This window comes from Pseudonocardia pini, assembly GCF_013870575.1.
Taxonomy (GTDB): Bacteria; Actinomycetota; Actinomycetes; order Mycobacteriales; family Pseudonocardiaceae; genus Pseudonocardia; species Pseudonocardia pini.
The window spans coordinates 1-17,447 of sequence record NZ_JACBXB010000007.1; the positions used below are offsets into that span (position 1 = coordinate 1).

The window sequence follows — 17,447 nt, forward strand, 5'->3', positions numbered from 1 at the left end:
GAGCCGGGCCTTCACCCCGAAGAGCGTGACGGACCTGCGGCCGCGGATCACCGCGCTGGCCCGCCGCCTCCGTCCCTGACCGATCTCGCCCCGACGGCAGGGGGTGGACGCCCGTGGGTTCCACGCGGCGGAACGAGGCCCTGTGGGGAGTGGAGCGCCTGTTGCATGCTCCAGCGGTGTATCCAGGAGCACACGCAGCCACGCAGCCCGACAAGCCTGCCGTGATCATGGCGGACACCGGCGAGAGCATCACCTACGCCGAGCTCGAAGAGCGGTCACGGAAGATCGCGCACCTGCTGCGCGACCGGGGTCTGCTGCCGGGTGACTGCATCGCCGTCCTCGCCGAGAACAACACGCGGTACTTCGAGATCTACTGGGCCGCGATGCGCAGCGGGCTGTACTTCACCACGCTCAACACCGGGCTGAGCCTCCCCGAACACCTGTACATCGTCGGGGACAGCGGCGTGCGCGCGCTGTTCGTGTCCGCGGCGAAGGCGGAGATCGGATCGCAGATCGCCCGCGAGACTCCCGGCCTCCTCCTGCACGCCGCCTTCGACGGTCCGGTCGGGGGTTGCGAACCCCTGGACGAGCTGCTGGCGGCGGCCTCCGACGCACCGCTGACCGATCAGCCCGCCGGACAGGACATGCTCTACTCCTCCGGCACCACCGGTCGCCCGAAGGGGATTCGGGCACCTCTGCCGGACCGCCAGGTCACCGAGCCCGGCAACCCGCTGGTCACCGTGTTCGGGGACCGCTACGGGCTGGGGTCCGACAGTGTGTACCTGTCCCCCGCGCCGCTCTACCACGCCGCCCCGCTCCGGTTCTGCGCCATGATCCAGGCCCTCGGCGGCACCGTCGTCGTCCTCCGGAGGTTCGACGCCGAGCTCGCGCTGGCAACCATCGAGGAGTACGGGATCACGCACAGCCAGTGGGTCCCGACGATGTTCGTCCGCATGCTGAAGCTCCCGCGCGAGGTGCGCGAGAAGTACGACGTGTCGTCGATGAAGGTCGCTGTACACGCCGCGGCGCCCTGCCCGGTCGAGGTCAAGCGTCAGATGATCGACTGGTGGGGGCCTGTTCTCGAGGAGTACTACGCCGCCACCGAGACCCACGGCATCACCGTGATCGGGTCGCAGGAATGGCTCGAGCACCCAGGGTCGGTCGGGCGCGCAGGCCTCGGCGTCCTCCACGTCTGCGACGACTCGGCGCCCGGCCATCCGGTCGTCCCCGCAGGCGAGACCGGCCTCGTCTACTTCGAGCGGGAGACCATGCCGTTCGAGTACCACAACGACCCGGTCAAGACCCGGGAGGCGCAGCACCCGCGGCACCCCACCTGGACCACGACCGGTGATGTCGGGCGGGTCGACGAGGACGGTTACCTCCACCTCTCCGACCGCAAGGCATTCATGATCATCTCGGGGGGCGCCAACATCTACCCGCAGGAGGCGGAGAACGTCCTCACCCTGCACCCTGCGGTGTTCGACGTCGCCGTGATCGGGGTTCCCGACCCCGACATGGGCGAGGCCGTCAAGGCGGTCGTCCAGCCCGCAGCAGGTTTCGAGCCGTCCGACGCCCTGGCCCGTGAGCTGATCACCTACGTCCGGGACCGCATCGCTCACTACAAGGCGCCGCGCTCGGTCGACTTCGTCGCCGAGCTGCCCCGCACTCCGACGGGGAAGCTGGTCAAGGGCACCCTGAAGCTGCGCTACCAGCGGACCGAGGCCGGTTGACCGTCCGGGCTCGCTCCTGCGCTCACTGGGGGGTGACGCTCGGGGATCGCAACGACGGGCTCTCGAGTCCGCACCCGACGATCAGGTACTGCCGCTGACGGTCCCGCGTCGAGGTGGCCCGGCGCAGCCGCTCGAGCTCGGCCTCGAGCCGACCGGGCCCGTCGGAGTTCCACAGCAGCTGCTTGGAGTCCGAGGAGACCGGTGAGGTGATCTCGGTGAAGACCCGCCTGCGCACCACGGAGTACCGGTCCACGATCTCGTCGGACGCGCCGTCGTGGACGACCGCCGACAGGGCCTCGACCAGGCTCACGGAGTCGAAGAAGCCACCGGCCAAGCCGTAGCCGCTGGTCGGGTTGGTGACATGGGCCGCGTCCCCGAGCAGGAGCACCCGACCGACCCGGAAGGTGTCCGCCACGCGCTGGTGCATCCGGTGCGCCGCCCAGGCCTGCACCTCGGGCTCGTCCCCGGTGGGCAGGACCCGCCCGAAGACCTCTCGCATCCGCTCGCCGACCGTCTCCTCCGGCAGGGTCACGTTCTCCGCGTAGGTGTAGCGCCACAGGCCCGTGGCGTCGATCTGGGCGACCAGGGCCCCGTCTCGCTGGTCGAGCTGGATGGCCGAGACCTCGTAGCCGAGGGCAGCGAAGTCGTAGCGGACATTGGCCGCCACGAACCGCTCCGGCCAGGTGATACCCGGGAGACCGAGACCCACCGCCCGGCGCACGGCGCTCTTCGGGCCGTCCGCCCCCACCACCCAGCCGCCTCGGAACACCTGGTCACCGTCCGGCGAGGCCGCCCTGACGGTGACCCCCCGGTCGTCCTGGTCGAGGCCGGTGAGGCGGGTGTCCCAGGCGAGGTGGACGTTGGACATCTCCTGCAGCCGCCCCACGACGATCTCGCTCAGCGACTCCTGGGGCAGGTGCAGGGTGAAGGGGTACTCGACGTCGTCGGCCAGGACGTCGAGGTCGAAGAACATCCGCTCGCCCCCGTCCAACACGTTGAGTGACCAGATCCGGTGGACCAGGCCCCGTGCCAGCGCGTCGTCGAGGATGCCGAGCTCGTCGAGGCCCTTCATCATCGACCAGTGGAACGTCATCGCCCGTGGCGTCGCGGTCGGGGTGGGCCGACGCACGTCGAGCAGCGTGACGTCGATGTGCGCGCGCGCGAGAGCGAGGGCGTGGAGAAGCCCATGCGGCCCGCCGCCCACCACGATCACTCCTGATCCGGACACCGGCGTCAGCCTCGCACAGTCGTCGGGGCCCAGCCAGCCAGGACGCGACGGACCCCGGCCGGGTCGTCGGGGAGACCGGGGCGGTCGCCCGGGCGGCCCACCCGGGGCCCTGGCCCGGGGGCACACCGCACACGGGAGCGCGGCGCCGCCCCGTCACCGACCGTGACTGTCTCCATGGCGGACGACGCTACGAGCACCCGACCTCCGACCACACGGACCGTTCCAGGGAACGGAACATCGTCCACCCACTCTCGATCTCCCCTCGGTTACCATGGCCGTCATCACAACGCTGGTGAATGGACTCGTGCGATGAGCAGCGGCGAGCGGCTCGTTCCGGCTGCTGAGCCGACGTCGATCTTGTCGAAGGCTTTCGACCTCATGCGGGCCTTCAACTCCGACTCGCGGGTGATGACGCTCAGCGAGCTGTCCCGGGCCTCCGGCCTTCCCAAGTCCACGGTGCACCGTCTGATCGCCCGCCTCGTCGACCTCGGTGCGGTCGAGCAGCACCGGACCGGCTACGTCGTGAGCGTCGACCTGTTGCAGCTGGCCGCGAACACGCCGGCCGGGGGAATGCGTGATCTCGCGCTGCCTGCGCTGGCGGCCCTGCACCGCTGGTCCGGCCACGGCGTCCAGCTCGCCGTCCTCCGGCAGTTCGACGTGGTCTACCTGGAGAAGATCGCGACGCACCGGATGCCGGCACCCCGGGCCGGTATCGGAGCCCGGCTCCCCGCGAACTGCACCGCGCTGGGCAAGGTCCTGCTGGCCTGGGAGAACATCGAGGATCTCGACTCCTTCCTCCCGCGGCCGATGTCCACGATGACGACACACTCCACGACGGACGTCGACGAGCTCCTCCTGGAGCTGCAGAAGATCCGCAGCGCGGGCATCGCGCGCGAGCGGGAGGAGTCCCAGCTCGGCCTGGCCTGTGTGGCCGTACCGATCGTGATCCATGACTTCGCGGTGGGCGCGGTGGCCGTGTCCCACTCCGCCGACGTCGACGTCGGGAGCGGGGTCGACAACGCCCTCAGGGCCACCGCCGCCCAGATCGCTCGACTGTGCCGAGACGATCTCTCGCGGGGGAAGTTCCGGTACTTCCCCCGCGAGCTCTGACCCCCCGCCTACGGGGACACCGGCTACTTGAACACCGCGAAGGTCTTGTTCGAGTTGAAGATCTCGGTCGTGACGAAGTCACTCCAGTCCAGGGTCAACCCGAGCTCGTCCACGGCGCCGAGGAGGCAGAACCAGTTCAGCATCTCGTGCTGGCCCGCGTCGATGACCTCCCTGGCCGTGACGGCCTGCCAAGCGTCGTAGTCGCCCGCCACCATGGCGTCGTAGAGCCGACGGTCCGAATCGGTGTCCGGGCGGAGGTGCCAGCCCCGGTCGTGGAGGAAGGCGTGTGACCAGCTCGACGAGGCGACCAGGGCGACGCGCTTGCCGCTCTCCCTGATCGAGCGACCGACGGAGTGGCCCAGCTCGAAGCACCGTCGGGGCGACGGGCCCGGTGGGTCCAGGTCCTCGCCCCGCCGGATGTCGGCGAAGCGGGCGATGCCGCCCTGGCGGGCGATCACGTGCTCCCCGTAGCAGTTCACCGCGATCGGGACCATCGGGTAGGGGAACTCCTCGCCGACGTGGCTCCAGTCGAGGAACACCTGGGTGTTGGCGAAGGCGTGCGGAAAATGCGAGCCGCCCCTCGGCCGGTAGGAGTAGGCGCAGTCCACCCCGTCCGAGATGACGTCCGTGACCAGTGCCTTGGCGAAGGCAGGTGCGCCCTTCATGGTGAACGACTGTCCGTCGGGCAGGCCCCAGGCGTTGGGGATCTTCAAGATCCCGAGCACCGCGAAGGGATCGATCTCGGTGTCCTCGTACGCGAACACGCAGAAGGAGGGAATCACCTCCTCGCGGAAGTTCTCGTACTGGTCGTCGCCCCACACCACGACCACGTCGGGCTGGAACTCGTCCAGCTCGGCCCGGCACTTGGCCAGGCCGGCCAGGAGCTGCGCTCGGTGCCCGGCCGCCGCGGCGGTGCCCTCGTCCTCACCCCACTCGCGGCGGGCCTGCGCGGACCAGTTGGCCGGGTCCTTCAGGTCGGCGGGGATGTCGGGGTCCTTGAGGGTCGACTTCAGCAGGTTGGCCATGTGGGAGTCGACTCCGGCGAGCAGCGGGTAGTGGGTCATGCCCAGCCCGATCACGTCAGCCATCTGGTGGTTCTCCTGGGTTCTCGTCGAGCTCAGGCCTGGGCGACCCGGTCGGGGAGCTCGGGGCGCAGCTTCGACACGCCTGCGGCGTCCGCCGAGCGCCGCGAGACCTTGCCGTCGCGGAAGAACTCGAGGAGGACCGGGTTGAACAGGTCCGGACGGTCGGTCTGGCCCTGGTGTCCGCACTCCTCCGGGTAGAAGAACTGCACGTTCGGCAGGACCTTCTCCTGCTCGTACCCCCACTCGACCGGTGTCAGGACGTCCTCGGTGCCGTACAGGTAGATGCCCGGCACGTCGAGCCGGTCCAGGCGCCCCTTGGTCGACAGCCTCGCCTCGAGGTTGGGATCGGTCCACGGGACGATCCGCCCGTACTGCAGCAGCGACGGCCAGAACGAGGCGTGGCCCGCCTTGCCCCGCTCCGCGGCGGCGAAGCGCATCTCGATGAGCTCGTCGCTGATCACCTCGCCACGGAAGATGATCGCCTCCATCATCGCGCGCATGCCCTCGCGGGTGCCGTCGTAGCCGGTCAGCTCGATCTTGGCGGGCGGCTTCAGGCCGGCGGGCACCACGTCGCCGATGTCGCCGGCGATGAGCGCGAAGCTGAGGACCCGGTCGGGATGGGCGACCGTGTAGTTCACGGTGTTCATGCAGCCCATGGAGTTGCCGGCGAGGTGGAACTCGTCGAGACACAGGGCGGTGGTGAAGTCGTGGACGAAGTCGACGAAGTCGTGGATCCCGCGGGGGCGGTGCTCCTCGCGGTCGTCGGACAGGCCGAAAGCGGGCATGTCGGGGCAGTAGACCCGGAACCCGTTCTCCCCGAGGAAGGGCGCCAGGAAACGCCAGCCCGCGGTGCCGGACGAACCAGGTAGGCCACCGTGCAGCAGGACGACGGCGGGACCGGTGGAGCCCGACGTCATGTAGTGGACCTTGGCCCCGCTCGGCAGGCGCACCCAGCGGCTCAGCATCCCCGGGACCTCGATCAGGCCCTCTTCCGTCAGCGCCATGCGCTGCTCCCTTCGTGAGGTCGTGTGCAGGTTCAGGTGGAGGCGACCAGGCCGAGCCCGGTCCAGCTCCGGCGTCCGGCGATCGCCTTGCGGCACTTCATGAGAGTGCGGGGGTCGTCGACGACGACGGCTGCGACCAGCTCGCCCGAGGGGCCGGTGTAGGCGGCGACGAGGTCTCCCCCCGCGACCGACCCGGCCAGGTGCTCGAGATCGCCGAGCACGGGGCGACCGACGATCTGGATGCGATGGCCGTACTGGTCCGACCACACGTACGGGATCTGGGCAGGCGGTGGCACCGCACCCGTCACGACGGCGGCGATGATGCCTGCGTGGTCGTTGGCGTTGGTCCAGTGCTCGATCCGGAGGTCGAACCCGTAGAACGGGTGCGCCCGGCGCGCGACGTCCCCCGCCGCGTAGATGCCCTCGGTCCCCACCACCCGAAGGTCCGCCTCGCAGTCGACGCCGTCCGCGATCGGCAGGCCGGACGACTCCAGCCAGCCGGTGGCCGGCGAGGCACCGATCCCCACCACCACGAGATCGGCGGGCAGCGTTCGGCCGTCGTTCAGCACGACCGCGGTGACCCGGTCCTCGCCGACGAGGCGGGACACCCCCACGCCGGTGAGCAGCGTGTTGCCCGCCCCGGCGTGCACCTCGGCCAGCCGCCCACCGACCTCGGCGCCGAGGATGTGTGCGAGCGGGACGTCCTGGGCCTCGACCAGGGTGACCGAGGCCCCATGGCTGCGAGCGGCCGCGGCGAACTCGGCACCGATGAAGCCGGCGCCGACGACGACGACGTGCCGGGCGGTCACGAGGCCGTTGCGGAGGGCCACGGCGTCCTCGACGGTGCGCAGGGTGTGGACCCCGGCCATGCGGTCCGTGCCGGGGAGCCGGCGCGGCCTGACCCCCGTGGCGATGACCAGCCGCTCGAAGGGCAGGCTGTCCCCCACCCCGGTGCTGACGCGTCGGGCCGCGACATCGAGCGCGGTCGCGCGGACACCGAGACGCAGATCCACTCCGAGATCGGCGAGTTGGTCGTCGGTGAGCAGTGGGACCGGCGCGGCGGGCCCGCCCGCGACCAGCATCTCCTTCGAGAGGGGCGGCTTGTCGTACGGGCGATGGGGTTCCTCGCCGACCAGGGTGATGGTCTCGTCGAAGCCGCGCATCCGCAGGGCCTGGGCCGTGCGGATGCCGGCGACCGAGGCGCCGACGATCAGGATGCTCACCGCCTCACCCTCGTTCCCCGGACCGACCCCGCTCAACGGGGTGTGCCGCCGGCTGGAACCCACGCGCTCCCACGGTCACGTCCTCGGTTCGGTCACGACGAACACCTGGCCCGCCTCGACGACCACGTCGTACGTCGCCAGCCCCAGGGTGGCGGGCAGACAGAGCGCCTTGCCGGTGGCCAGATCGAAGCGGGCCATGTGCAGCGGGCACACGAGCTCGTCGCCCTCCAGGTCGCCCTCGTCGCCCAGCGACCACTCCTCGTGGGTGCACGTGTCCGCGGTCGCGAAGAAGGCGCCGGACTCCGTGCGGTGCAGGGCGATCGCCGGTACGGGACCCTTGACCGTCATCGACGTTCCGGGCTCCAGCTCGTCGACCGTGCACGCGAGGTGGCGTTCGCTCACCAGGACTCCTTCCACTCTCAGGCGGGCCGACGGCCCCGGTCAGTCGGTGAGCTGACCCTCGAAGTCGTACAGCGTCCCCTGCACGAAGCCGCCCTCGGCGACGGACCAGGGGTTCAGCTCCCCGGCCTCGACCGGCACCATGTCCTCGAGGCCATCGGTCGTGAAGTCCACGCCGTCGATGAACATCGGCGGGTGGAAATCCAGGTGACGGCCCGCCACGATCAGACCCAGCCGGCTCAGGCCCAGGTCGGACTTCGCGGCCTCCCTGGCGGCCTCGAGGAAGACCGAGGCGTAGGTGAAGCCGCCGTAGGCGGTGGTGTTGTCCGGGTCGGCGCTCGGCGAGTACTTCTCCATCGCCGCGCGGACCGCCTGCACGTCGGGGTCGTTCTTGAAGCGCGGCGAGTTCACGTCCTTGAAGGCCTGGACTGTCAGGACGCCCTCACCCGCCGGACCCGCCGCACTGAAGAACGCCGTGGAGGCGCAGTTGGTCGTCAGGTAGGTGATGGGCTTCCAGCCCTGGTTCGCCATCTCGGTCATCATGGACACGCACTGGGCACCGGTCGGGGCGGCGAAGAGGACCTGGGCGCCGCTGTTGCGCATCGTGGTGATCGCCGACGACGGTGCGGCGGCGTCCGTGGCCTCGATGCTCTCCGTGGCCACGATCCGGCTCTTCGAGCCCGTCCGCTCCATCCACTTGGCGATGTCTGCGGTGTAGTCCTTGCCCGACTCGGTGTTCCCGATGAACGTAGCGATGCCGGTGCCGTCCGGGAACCTCCGGTTGACGTCCTCGACCCAGACCCGGGCGTCGAGGGTGAACGGAACGGTGGTCTGGACGATCCCCGGGTAGGCCGGGTCGTTGATCACGGTGCCGCCCGCGGGCAGGCCGAGAGCCGGGATGCAGTCCTCCTTGAGGAGGTCTCGGATGGCGAGGGCGTTCGCCGTGCCCGTCACCCCGCTGAAGCCGACCACGCCGTCCTGCTGGATGAGCCCCTGCGCCGCGGCCAGGGTCTTGTCCGGTTGGAACTGGTCGTCCTTCTGCACCAGCTCGAACTTGGTCGGGAGGTCTGCCGTCGCGTTCGCCTGTTCGAACGCCGCGAGCGCCCCGGGCCCGAGGGTCGCGAAGGCGCTCGCCGGACCTCCGGTGAGCGGGAGCGTGAGACCGACCTTCTCCTGCGGGCCGAAGACGGTCGTCACGTCACCCGGACACGCGGCGAGGTCGATGCCGAGGCCCTGCGCCGCGGCGGCCGCGGCGGGGTTGTCGGACGAGGAACCGCCCTCTGTGCTGCCGGGCGCGGCGCCGCAGCCGGCGATGGCCAGGGTGGCGAGCGTCGCGGCCAGCGCGACCAGAGGTGTTCTCTTGGACATGGCGATTCCTTCGTGAGGGCTCCCGGGGTGGCCCCGGGAGAGGGCGTGGCTCTGGTTCTCGATGGATCTGCACGGCGTCCCCCGACGAACGCCGTGCCGTTCAGGGCGAGCCGGGGCGGGCCGCGGAGGCGGGCTCGGGCTCGGTCCGGCCGGGAGCGAGGAGGACGGGATCGTCGGACAGGTCGTCCGGCAGCGAGGACGATCGGGTGACCTCGTCGCGACGTGGCGGCTGGGGAACGATGCGGACGACCCTGCGCAGCAGGGCGTTGAGGCCACCAGCGATACCGCCCGGGAGCACGAACACCAGCGCGATCACGAGCGCCCCGAAGATCACGCCGGAGATCGGTGCCTGGGTCACGTCACTGGTCCAGACGGGCACGAAGTAGATCACGAAGGCGCCGAGGATCGGGCCCCAGAAGCTCGCCCGACCGCCGAGGACCATGGCGACCAACAGGTTGATGGTGAGCAGGAGGCTCACGGCATCGGGGGTGAGGACGCCGGAGTTGACCGCGAAGAGACCGCCCGCGAGCCCGGCGATGGCCGCCGAGATCCCGAAGACGACGGTACGGACGAAGGCGCGGTTGACCCCCATGACGATGGCGGCCGCCTCGTTGTCCCGCAGAGCGGTCACGGCACGGCCGATCCGCCCGTTCATCAGGTTCCAGACCACGAGGCAGGACAGGACCAACGCCACGACCGTCACGTAGTAGATCCACACGGCACCCCCCGCCCGGCCTGCGAAGTAGGCGATGTCCGGCGGCTCGAACTCCATCCCGAACAGGCCGGAGGACCCGCCGGTGAGGCCGTCGAGGCGACGGATGAGGCTCGGCAGCAGGACGCCGACCGCCAAGGTGACCAGCGCGAGGTACATGCCCTGCAGGCGCAGCGCCGGCAACCCGACGATCACGCCGACCACGAAGCACATCGCCATCCCGACCACGAACGACGGGACGACGCCGTAGTCGAAAGTGACCGTCATGACCCCCGTCGTGTACGCGCCGATACCGAAGAACGCCGCGTGCCCCAGGGAGATCTGTCCGGTGAACCCGGACAACAGGTTGAGGCCGACCACGGCGACGGCCAGGATCAGGGCCCCGGTGATCTGGCCGAGACGAAAGGTCTCCACCGCGTAGGGCAGGGCGACCACCAGCACCACGAGTGCGACGGCCCGACCGAGCCGCCAACCGCGGTCCAGAGCGCTGCCGGAACGGATCTCGAGGGGAAGGGCCATCAGACTCTCTCCACTTTCTTGGTTCCGAACATGCCCGTCGGCCGGATCATCAGGACCGCGAGGAGGATCACCAGGGCGACCGCCTGTTTGAGGTCCGTCCCGACGAACCAGACGTAGCTGCCGATGATGTTCTCCGCGATACCGAGGAGGATGCCCGCCAGCACCGCCCCTCCCGGGCTGTCGAAGCCGCCGAGCGTGGCCGCCGCGGCGGCGTAGATCAGGAAGTTGAACATCATCCCGGTCGTCAGCGTGGTCGACGGCGCGATGAGCGCTCCGACCAGCGCACCGACCCCGGCCGCGAGCATCCAGCCCAGCGAGTTGATCCGGTTCACGCGGATGCCCAGCAGGCGGGCGCTCTCCGGGTTGCTGGCGGTCGCTCGCATGGCCAGGCCGAGGCGGGTGTACTTGAACAGCACGAACAGCGCCGTCATCACGACGATCAGGACGCCGAGGACCAGCAGCGGCTGGTAGCGCAGCCTCGTCCCGAAGAAGGCGATGTAGTCCTCCGGCGAGGAGGGCACCAGCGCCGGGAAGGGCAGCGGGTCACCGCCCCAGATCACGCCCGCCCCGGCGTTCAGCACCAGGAATAGCCCGATGGTCACCAGCAGGATCGAGTAGTCGGCATGATGGCCGAGCGGGCGGATGAGCACTCGCTCGACGAGGCCGCCCGCCAGGAAGCCCACGAGGACCGTGCCGAGGACGGCGACGGGGACGGGCAGGCCGACGGCGTACAGGGCGTAGGCGATGAAGGCCGAGAACATGGCCATCTCGCCCTGGGCCAGGTTGAGGTGCTTGGTCCCGCGGTAGACGCAGACCAGCGCCAGGGCGAGGAAGCCGTAGATGACGCCGTTGTTGAGGCCGTCGACGATGCGTGCGATCAGCAGATCCATGTCGGTGTCCTCACTGGCCCAGGTACGCGGCGCGGATGGAGTCGTCACTGGCGAAGTCGTCCGCCGGGCGCGAGTCGCCGAGGGAACCCACCTCGAGCAGGTAGCCGCGACGCGCGATCTCGAGAGCGATCATCGCGTTCTGCTCGACGACCAGGATCGCCATGCCCAGCTCGCCGTTGATGCGGCTGAGGGAGGCGAACAGCTCCTCGGTGAGCAGCGGTGACAGCCCGAGGCTGGGCTCGTCGCAGAGCAGCATCCGGGGCCTGCTCATCATGGCGCGAGAGATGGCGAGCATCTGCTGCTCGCCGCCCGAGAGCAGGCCCGCCTTCTGCCTGCGCCGCTCGGCCAGCCGCGGATAGGTGGTGTACCAGCGGTCGAGGTCCTCGGCGAGGCCCTTGCCCTTGCGGACGAGGGCCCCGGCGCGGAGGTTCTCCTCCACGGTCAGGTCGACGATGGTGCCGCGTCCCTGCGGCACCTGTGCCAGCCCTCTCCGGACGATGGCGTCGGCGGACGACCTCGCGATGTCCTCGCCGTCGAGCTCGACGGTGCCCCGGCGCGGGATCATCCCGGAGACGGCACGCATCAGGGTCGTCTTCCCGGCACCGTTGGCGCCCAGCACGACCACGATCTCGCCCGCGTCCACGCTCAGGGTGACCCCCCGGAGGACGTCGCCGGCCCCGTAGCCGGCCGACATGTCGTCGATCCTCAGCAGGCTCATGCTCGCGTCCCCAGGTAGGCGGCGACGACCTCGGGATGTCTCTGCACCTCGTCGGGTGGCCCTTCCGCGATCTTCCTGCCGAAGTTCATCGCGACGACCTTGTCCGAGATGCCCATCACCATCGGCATGTGGTGCTCCACCAGCAGCACGGTCAGCCCGAGCTCGTCGCGGACCCGACGGACGGTCTGCGCCAGCTCGTCGACCTCGGCATGGGTCAGCCCGCCCGCGGGCTCGTCGAGCAGCAGCAACCTGGGCCGGGCGGCGAGGGCGCGGGCGAGCTCGAGCCGCTTCAGCGTGCCGAACGGCTGGTCGGCGGCGGGTTCGAACGCGAGATGGGCCAGGTCGAGGAACTCGAGCAGCCGGTAGGCGTCGGCGCGGATCTCGCGTTCCTCCGCCCGGACCCCGATCCGCGACAGCGACCGGACGAACCCGGCGCGTCCCCGCGAGTAGGCGCCCGACATGGTGTTCTCGAGAAACGTCAGGGACGGGAAGAGCCCGAGGTTCTGGAAGGTGCGCGCCACCCCGTGGGCCGCGATCCCGTGGGCCGGGACGCTCAACAGGTCCAGGTCGGCGAGGAGGATCCGGCCACCGCTCGGTTCGTAGATCCTGCTCACACAGTTGAAGAGCGTGGTCTTGCCCGCTCCGTTCGGACCGATCAGACCGCAGATCTGTCCGGAGTCGATGGACATCGATAGCCCGTCAAGAGCGGTGATGCCACCGAAGCGCATCGACAGGTCGTCGACGACGAGACTGGTCACGGCGTTCCTCCTCGAACGGTGCTGCAGTGTGGCTCGCGAGACGATTCGGTCTCCATCGGCGGTTCCAGCGGTCGGAACACCGGACCGGGCCGACGGCACTAGACGGACGTGCCCTGGTCCTGGAGCTCCAGCCGCTCGCCCCGGAACCGGTCCCCGGGGGGATCGTGCGGCTCGGGCGGCAGCACCTCGTCGTTCACGAGCTCGTTCCACCGCCGCCACCAGGTCCGCATCTGCAGCTCGTCCGAGCCGAGGGGGACCGCGCTGACCATCCCGCGGGACACGTCCGACCACGGCAGCTCACGGTGCGCGGCGAAGGAGCGCTGACAGGTCTCCAACGCCTCGACGTCGTCCGGGGAGGCGAGGCCACCCGGACCCCAGAACGTCAGGAAGTTGTCGAGCCGCTGCTTCCTCAGCTCCGCGCCCTCCTCCGGCGGCACCAGCTCCCACGCGGTGACCTCCATGTAGTCGGGACGCACCGGGTCGATCTTGCGGATGACCACGCCCATGACCAGGTCGATGATCACCAGGTTCGGGAAGATCACCAGGTTGCGGGCACCGGTCATCCGGTCGACCCAGGCGGCACCGTGCCTGCCGCGGAGGCTCTCGAATCGGCCCTGCCGCTCGGCCTGGGCGGCGGCGGAGAGGGGACGGCCGAACATGCCACCGGTGTTCGGGCCACCCACCGACGCGGCGTGGCCGTTGCCGAGGGCGACCCCGATCGAGTCGCCCAGGGCGGTGGCGTCGAGCTCGGCGCCCGAGGCCATGACCATCTCGAAGTACCGTTGGTGGGTCGACACCGCGTGGTAGCCGTCGTAGCTGTTCTCCACCAACAGCTTCCAGTTGGCCTTCACCGAGTACTCGTGGGTCCCCTCGAGGACCTGCATACCGGACTCGGACTGGTCGCAGACCAGGTCGATGAACTCCGTGGCCTCGGCGAGGTAGTCGGCGAGCGGCTCCACGTCCGGGTTGAAGCTGACGAAGACGAACCCGCGGTAGGAGTCGACCTGGGGAGGGGCGGCCAAGCCCGGCCGGACGAAGTCCGGTCCGTAGGCCGTGTCTCCCGGAACCGAGACGAGCCGACCCGACGTGTCGAAGCTCCACCCGTGGTAGAAGCACGTCATGAAGCGGGCATTGCCTGCGGGCTCCCGGCAGATCATCGCCCCGCGGTGCGGACAGGAGTTGACCCACACCTGGACCACGCCCCGCCGGTCCCTGGCGAAGATCAACGGGCGGCCTGCGACGGTCCGGGTCTTGAAGTCGTTGGGCTTCGTCAGCTCGGTCTCGTGCCCCACGTAGAGCCAGACCTTGTCGAAGATCCGCTCCTGCTCACGCGCGAAGACGTCGGGGTCCACCATCGCCGCCCGGTTCACCCGGAAGCGCGGGAGATCCCGGTCGTCGTCGATGTAGCGGACGGGTCGGCTGCTGGGCTGGGTCATCGCGCACTTCCTTGTCGTGGGTGGTCGGAGGGCTTCGGTTCCTGCCGGGACGCCCAGAGCTCGGCGTACGGCGACGGTCGGGGGACGACCCGGACGTTCAACCACTCCACCACCCGCTGCCAGGAGTCGAAGGAGGCGGCGTGGCCGAGGGCGTCGGCCGCTCCCCGGAAGAAGTCCGCGTCGGCGCCGGGATAGACCACGAGGCGGGAGAACTCGGGAGCGTCGGCCAGGAGCCTGCGCAGCGTCGCGACCGCCTCGGGAGGCGTGCCGAGCTCTCCGAACAGACCGAGCCAGGGGGTGCGGAGGGTCGGCACCGGCCCGTCGAGGACCCCGGACGGCGACACACTCACCGCCGCCCCCAACCTCATGGCGCCCGCGGCCAGGAGAGCGGCCCGGCCCGCCTCGCCGTACCCGATGACCCCCACCTGCTCCCGCTGCCACCCGCGCTCCGTCAGGACCACGAGCAACCCGTCGATCGCGGCGACCAGCTCGGGCTCGGTGAGACCAGGCCCGCCGGGTGCGGCGGCCAGCGTCTCGTAGCCGTGCTCGGCCAGGGCGTTCATGAGTTCGGGAGCGTGGGTGTCGAGCCCGGCCGCCGAGCACAGCACGAGCACCGCACCCCGGGGCAACCCGGACAAGCGGATCTCGGCCACCTCCACGGTCCCGGTCGGGAGGTCACGGGTGGACCGGAGCGGCTCGATCCGCGGGAGGGAGACGTCGGACTCCATCGGCCCGCCTTTCCAGTGGGGTCGCGGTCGCAGGCGACTATCGCCGAGATCGGTTCATGATCGTCATGGTTCGTCCCGGGCACCGGAACACCGCGGCGCCCGGGCGGACCACTCAGCCGATCCGGCGGAGGCGCCCTTCCCAGAACGGTTCCCTGAGCACCCGTTTGAGCACCTTCCCGGACGGGTTGCGGGGCAGCTCGGGGGCGAACTCCACCCTCGTCGGGCACTTGTAGGCCGCGAGACGCTCCCGCGCGAAGGCGATCAGGGCGTCGGCGTCGAGCTCGGGCCGGTCGGCCGCCCGCACGACGATCGCCAGGACCGTCTCCCCCCATCGGTCCGAGGGCACCCCGATCACGGCGACGTCGTGCACACCGGGATGGTCGGCAAGGACGTTCTCGACCTCGATGGGGTACACGTTCTCGGCCCCACTGACGATCATGTCCTTGATCCGGTCGCAGAGGTAGAGGTAGCCGTCCCGCAGGTAGCCCGCGTCCCCGGTGCGCACGAACCCCTCCGGGTCGAGCACCTCGGCGGTCTGCACCGGGTCGTTCCAGTAGCCCTGCATGGCGGTGCGCGCCCGCACCCGGATCTCACCCACCACCCCCTCGGCGCAGGGGGCACCGGCGGGGTCGGTGACGCGCACCGTGGACGTCGGGAGTGGGCGACCGGCGGACTCGAGCAGCTCCGGTCGGGCGCTGTCGACGTGGTCCTCGTGCACGAGGACCGTCGCGCACTGGGTCTCGGTCAGACCGTAGTTCTGCAGCAACCGGGCGCTGAAGGTGTCGAGGCACCGGCTCAGGAGATCCGGCGATATCGGGGACGCGGCGTAGACGATCGTGTCGAGGGCGGCGAGATCGCGCTCCGCCACGTCCGGGGTCTCGACCATGGCCTGCAGCACGGTGGGCACCAGCATCGTGGTCGTCACCCGCCACCGCTCGAGGAGATCGAGCAGGACGGACGCCTTCGCCTCTCGGGCGACCACGGTGTGCGCACCGGAGCCGAGGGCCATGACGCCGAACGACGTCCCCGCCGAGTGGAACAGCGGCATCGCGACGAGCGCTCTCGACTCGGCGGTCACCCGGGTCAGGCCCGCCATGTCCAGGTTCGCGGCGAAGGCCTGGTTGCTGAACATCACCCCCTTCGGGCGCCCGGTCGTGCCCGAGGTGTACATCAGCAGCGCCGTCGCGTCGGCGGTCACGGGCACCCGCGGGTCCACCGGGGGGTGACCGGCCAGCCAGGTCTCGTAGTGCTCCCCGACCGTGACGACCGACCTGAGCGCGGGCAGCCGGTCTCCGAGACCGGCGACGGTGTCCGCGAGGTCGGCCTCCACGACGAGGAGCGTCGCTCCGGAGTGGGCGAGCACGTGGGCGATCTCGCGCGGAGCCAGCCGCCAGTTGACCGCCGTGGTCACGGCGCCCGCCATCGACCCGCCGAAGAGCAGCTCGAAGTACTCCGGGGTGTTCTGGCCGAGGAAGGCGACCCGGTCCCCCGGCTCGACCCCTGCGGACCGGAGCCCCTGGGCGAGCCTGCTGCAGCGCTCGACGAGCTCCCGCCACGACCGCGTGGTGCCGTCGCAGGTGAGCGCAGGGGCGTCGGGACGCGAGTCGGACCATCGACGGACGAGGCCGGCGAGGCTGGGGTCGTGGCCGAGGCGGTGGCCGAGACCGGCCGCTGACGACGCGGTCACGATGCCGGGAGGAGCTCGCCGACCTGGTGGGCGGCGTCCGACACCAGCCGCCCGAGGGAGCCGAGCCGTCGCTCGGCCGCACTGCCCAGCGCGAGGGTGGGGATGCACAACGACACCGCGGCCACCGCCGCCCCGTGCTGGAGCACCGGGGCCGCCACGCAGACGGTGCCGTGACAGGCCTCCTCGCACTCGACCGCGTAGCCTGCCGTCCGAGCGGCCTCGAGCTGCTCGACGAACTGCCGTCGCTGCACCACCGAGTACGGGGTGGCCCGAGCCATCGGGTTCTCCACCACCCGGAGCACGGCGGCCCGCGACGAGTGGGCGAGCAGCACCTTCCCGAGCGCCGTGCAGGACGCCGGGAAGCGGCCACCGACTCGGCTGGGCAGCCGGGTGCCTGCGGGCTTGGTGACCTTGTCGAGGTAGAGGACATCGGTGCCCCTGAGCACCGCGAGGTGGACCGCGATCGCGTCGGCACGCTCGAAGAGGATGCTCAGCGGGCGCGGAGCCGCGTCACGCAGCTCGCCGAACTCCGACCAGCGCACGGCCTCGACGAGCCGGAAGAAGGAGCCCCCGACGCAGTAGCGCGCTCCGCTGCGACCCACGAACCCGTGGCTCTCGAGCGTCTTGAGCAGCCGGTGGGCGGTGCTCTTCGGGACCCCGACCTCGGTGGCCACCTGGGTGACCCCGAAGGTCCCGCCCTGGGTCCGGGCGATCGCCTCGAGCACGGCGAGCGCCTTGTCGGCCGACGACTGCGGCGGGGCCCCCGCCCCCGCGGGTGGCCGCTTCCTCCCGGAGATCGTCGCCCGTGCGTCCAGCATGTCGATCATGCCTCACTCCTCGGCCTCGATGCCT

At 70.5% G+C, this 17,447-nt stretch carries 16 protein-coding genes; 2 read left to right on the forward strand and 14 right to left on the reverse strand.

The genetic code is table 11. The annotated features are described in order from the left end of the window. Positions 1-176: 176 nt before the first annotated feature. Positions 177-1,730, forward strand: coding sequence for an acyl-CoA synthetase (locus H5J29_RS01325; protein ID WP_181779025.1), 1,554 nt, complete (start codon positions 177-179; stop codon positions 1,728-1,730). A 22-nt stretch (positions 1,731-1,752) separates the two neighbouring features. Here the strand turns inward: H5J29_RS01325 and H5J29_RS01330 are convergent, their stop codons facing one another. After that, complete coding sequence (locus tag H5J29_RS01330) at positions 1,753-2,958, reverse strand: FAD-dependent oxidoreductase (RefSeq protein WP_181779026.1); 1,206 nt, start codon at positions 2,956-2,958, stop codon at positions 1,753-1,755. 309 nt (positions 2,959-3,267) lie between these two features. Between H5J29_RS01330 and H5J29_RS01335 the strand changes: the two genes are divergently transcribed. Then, positions 3,268-4,068, forward strand: a complete 801-nt coding sequence (locus H5J29_RS01335) for an IclR family transcriptional regulator (RefSeq protein ID WP_181779028.1) — start codon at positions 3,268-3,270, stop codon at positions 4,066-4,068. 23 nt (positions 4,069-4,091) lie between these two features. Here H5J29_RS01335 and H5J29_RS01340 read toward each other — a convergent pair whose 3' ends face one another. The 13 genes from H5J29_RS01340 to H5J29_RS01400 form a co-directional block, all read right to left on the reverse strand. Then, positions 4,092-5,156 carry a DODA-type extradiol aromatic ring-opening family dioxygenase gene (locus tag H5J29_RS01340; protein WP_181779030.1) on the reverse strand — a complete coding sequence of 355 codons (1,065 nt, stop codon included), beginning with the start codon at positions 5,154-5,156 and terminating at the stop codon, positions 4,092-4,094. A gap of 29 nt (positions 5,157-5,185) precedes the next feature. Then, positions 5,186-6,157: an alpha/beta fold hydrolase gene (locus tag H5J29_RS01345; protein WP_181779031.1), complete on the reverse strand. Its 972-nt coding sequence runs from the start codon at positions 6,155-6,157 to the stop codon at positions 5,186-5,188. 32 nt (positions 6,158-6,189) lie between these two features. After that, positions 6,190-7,380 (reverse strand): NAD(P)/FAD-dependent oxidoreductase, encoded by a 1,191-nt coding sequence (locus H5J29_RS01350; protein WP_220186864.1) that lies wholly within the window; start codon positions 7,378-7,380, stop codon positions 6,190-6,192. Positions 7,381-7,455: 75 nt separating this feature from the next. Continuing rightward, positions 7,456-7,782, reverse strand: a complete 327-nt coding sequence (locus tag H5J29_RS01355) for a non-heme iron oxygenase ferredoxin subunit (RefSeq protein ID WP_312858014.1) — start codon at positions 7,780-7,782, stop codon at positions 7,456-7,458. Between the two features lie 39 nt (positions 7,783-7,821). Continuing rightward, positions 7,822-9,147, reverse strand: a complete 1,326-nt coding sequence (locus tag H5J29_RS01360; protein WP_181779032.1) for an ABC transporter substrate-binding protein — start codon at positions 9,145-9,147, stop codon at positions 7,822-7,824. A 100-nt stretch (positions 9,148-9,247) separates the two neighbouring features. After that, a complete protein-coding gene (locus H5J29_RS01365; protein ID WP_181779033.1) occupies positions 9,248-10,378 on the reverse strand; it encodes a branched-chain amino acid ABC transporter permease in 1,131 nt (376 codons plus the stop codon). Next, positions 10,378-11,268, reverse strand: coding sequence for a branched-chain amino acid ABC transporter permease (locus tag H5J29_RS01370; protein WP_181779034.1), 891 nt, complete (start codon positions 11,266-11,268; stop codon positions 10,378-10,380). Before H5J29_RS01370 ends, H5J29_RS01365 begins: the two co-directional genes overlap by 1 nt. A 10-nt stretch (positions 11,269-11,278) precedes the next feature. Then, a complete protein-coding gene (locus H5J29_RS01375) occupies positions 11,279-11,986 on the reverse strand; it encodes an ABC transporter ATP-binding protein (RefSeq protein WP_181779035.1) in 708 nt (235 codons plus the stop codon). Beyond that, a complete protein-coding gene (locus H5J29_RS01380) occupies positions 11,983-12,744 on the reverse strand; it encodes an ABC transporter ATP-binding protein (protein WP_312858015.1) in 762 nt (253 codons plus the stop codon). Before H5J29_RS01380 ends, H5J29_RS01375 begins: the two co-directional genes overlap by 4 nt. Positions 12,745-12,842: 98 nt before the next feature. Beyond that, a complete protein-coding gene (locus H5J29_RS01385) occupies positions 12,843-14,180 on the reverse strand; it encodes an aromatic ring-hydroxylating oxygenase subunit alpha (protein WP_181779036.1) in 1,338 nt (445 codons plus the stop codon). Then, positions 14,177-14,908, reverse strand: a complete 732-nt coding sequence (locus H5J29_RS01390) for a dienelactone hydrolase family protein (protein ID WP_181779037.1) — start codon at positions 14,906-14,908, stop codon at positions 14,177-14,179. Before H5J29_RS01390 ends, H5J29_RS01385 begins: the two co-directional genes overlap by 4 nt. 112 nt (positions 14,909-15,020) lie before the next feature. Next, entirely contained in the window at positions 15,021-16,595 is a 1,575-nt protein-coding gene (locus tag H5J29_RS01395) for a long-chain-fatty-acid--CoA ligase (RefSeq protein ID WP_181779038.1), read from the reverse strand. Then, complete coding sequence (locus tag H5J29_RS01400) at positions 16,592-17,422, reverse strand: IclR family transcriptional regulator (RefSeq protein WP_181779039.1); 831 nt, start codon at positions 17,420-17,422, stop codon at positions 16,592-16,594. The genes H5J29_RS01395 and H5J29_RS01400 overlap by 4 nt, the downstream gene beginning before the upstream one ends. Between the last annotated feature and the right edge of the window lie 25 nt (positions 17,423-17,447).

Coding starts and splice junctions, on each gene's coding strand:
- H5J29_RS01335 (WP_181779028.1), top strand. CDS start 3,268: ATGAGCAGCGGCGAGCGGCTCGTTCCGGCTGCTGAGCCGACGTCGATC.
- H5J29_RS01340 (WP_181779030.1), bottom strand. CDS start 5,156: ATGGCTGACGTGATCGGGCTGGGCATGACCCACTACCCGCTGCTCGCC.
- H5J29_RS01345 (WP_181779031.1), bottom strand. CDS start 6,157: ATGGCGCTGACGGAAGAGGGCCTGATCGAGGTCCCGGGGATGCTGAGC.
- H5J29_RS01360 (WP_181779032.1), bottom strand. CDS start 9,147: ATGTCCAAGAGAACACCTCTGGTCGCGCTGGCCGCGACGCTCGCCACC.
- H5J29_RS01365 (WP_181779033.1), bottom strand. CDS start 10,378: ATGGCCCTTCCCCTCGAGATCCGTTCCGGCAGCGCTCTGGACCGCGGT.
- H5J29_RS01370 (WP_181779034.1), bottom strand. CDS start 11,268: ATGGATCTGCTGATCGCACGCATCGTCGACGGCCTCAACAACGGCGTC.
- H5J29_RS01375 (WP_181779035.1), bottom strand. CDS start 11,986: ATGAGCCTGCTGAGGATCGACGACATGTCGGCCGGCTACGGGGCCGGC.
- H5J29_RS01385 (WP_181779036.1), bottom strand. CDS start 14,180: ATGACCCAGCCCAGCAGCCGACCCGTCCGCTACATCGACGACGACCGG.
- H5J29_RS01390 (WP_181779037.1), bottom strand. CDS start 14,908: ATGGAGTCCGACGTCTCCCTCCCGCGGATCGAGCCGCTCCGGTCCACC.
- H5J29_RS01400 (WP_181779039.1), bottom strand. CDS start 17,422: ATGATCGACATGCTGGACGCACGGGCGACGATCTCCGGGAGGAAGCGG.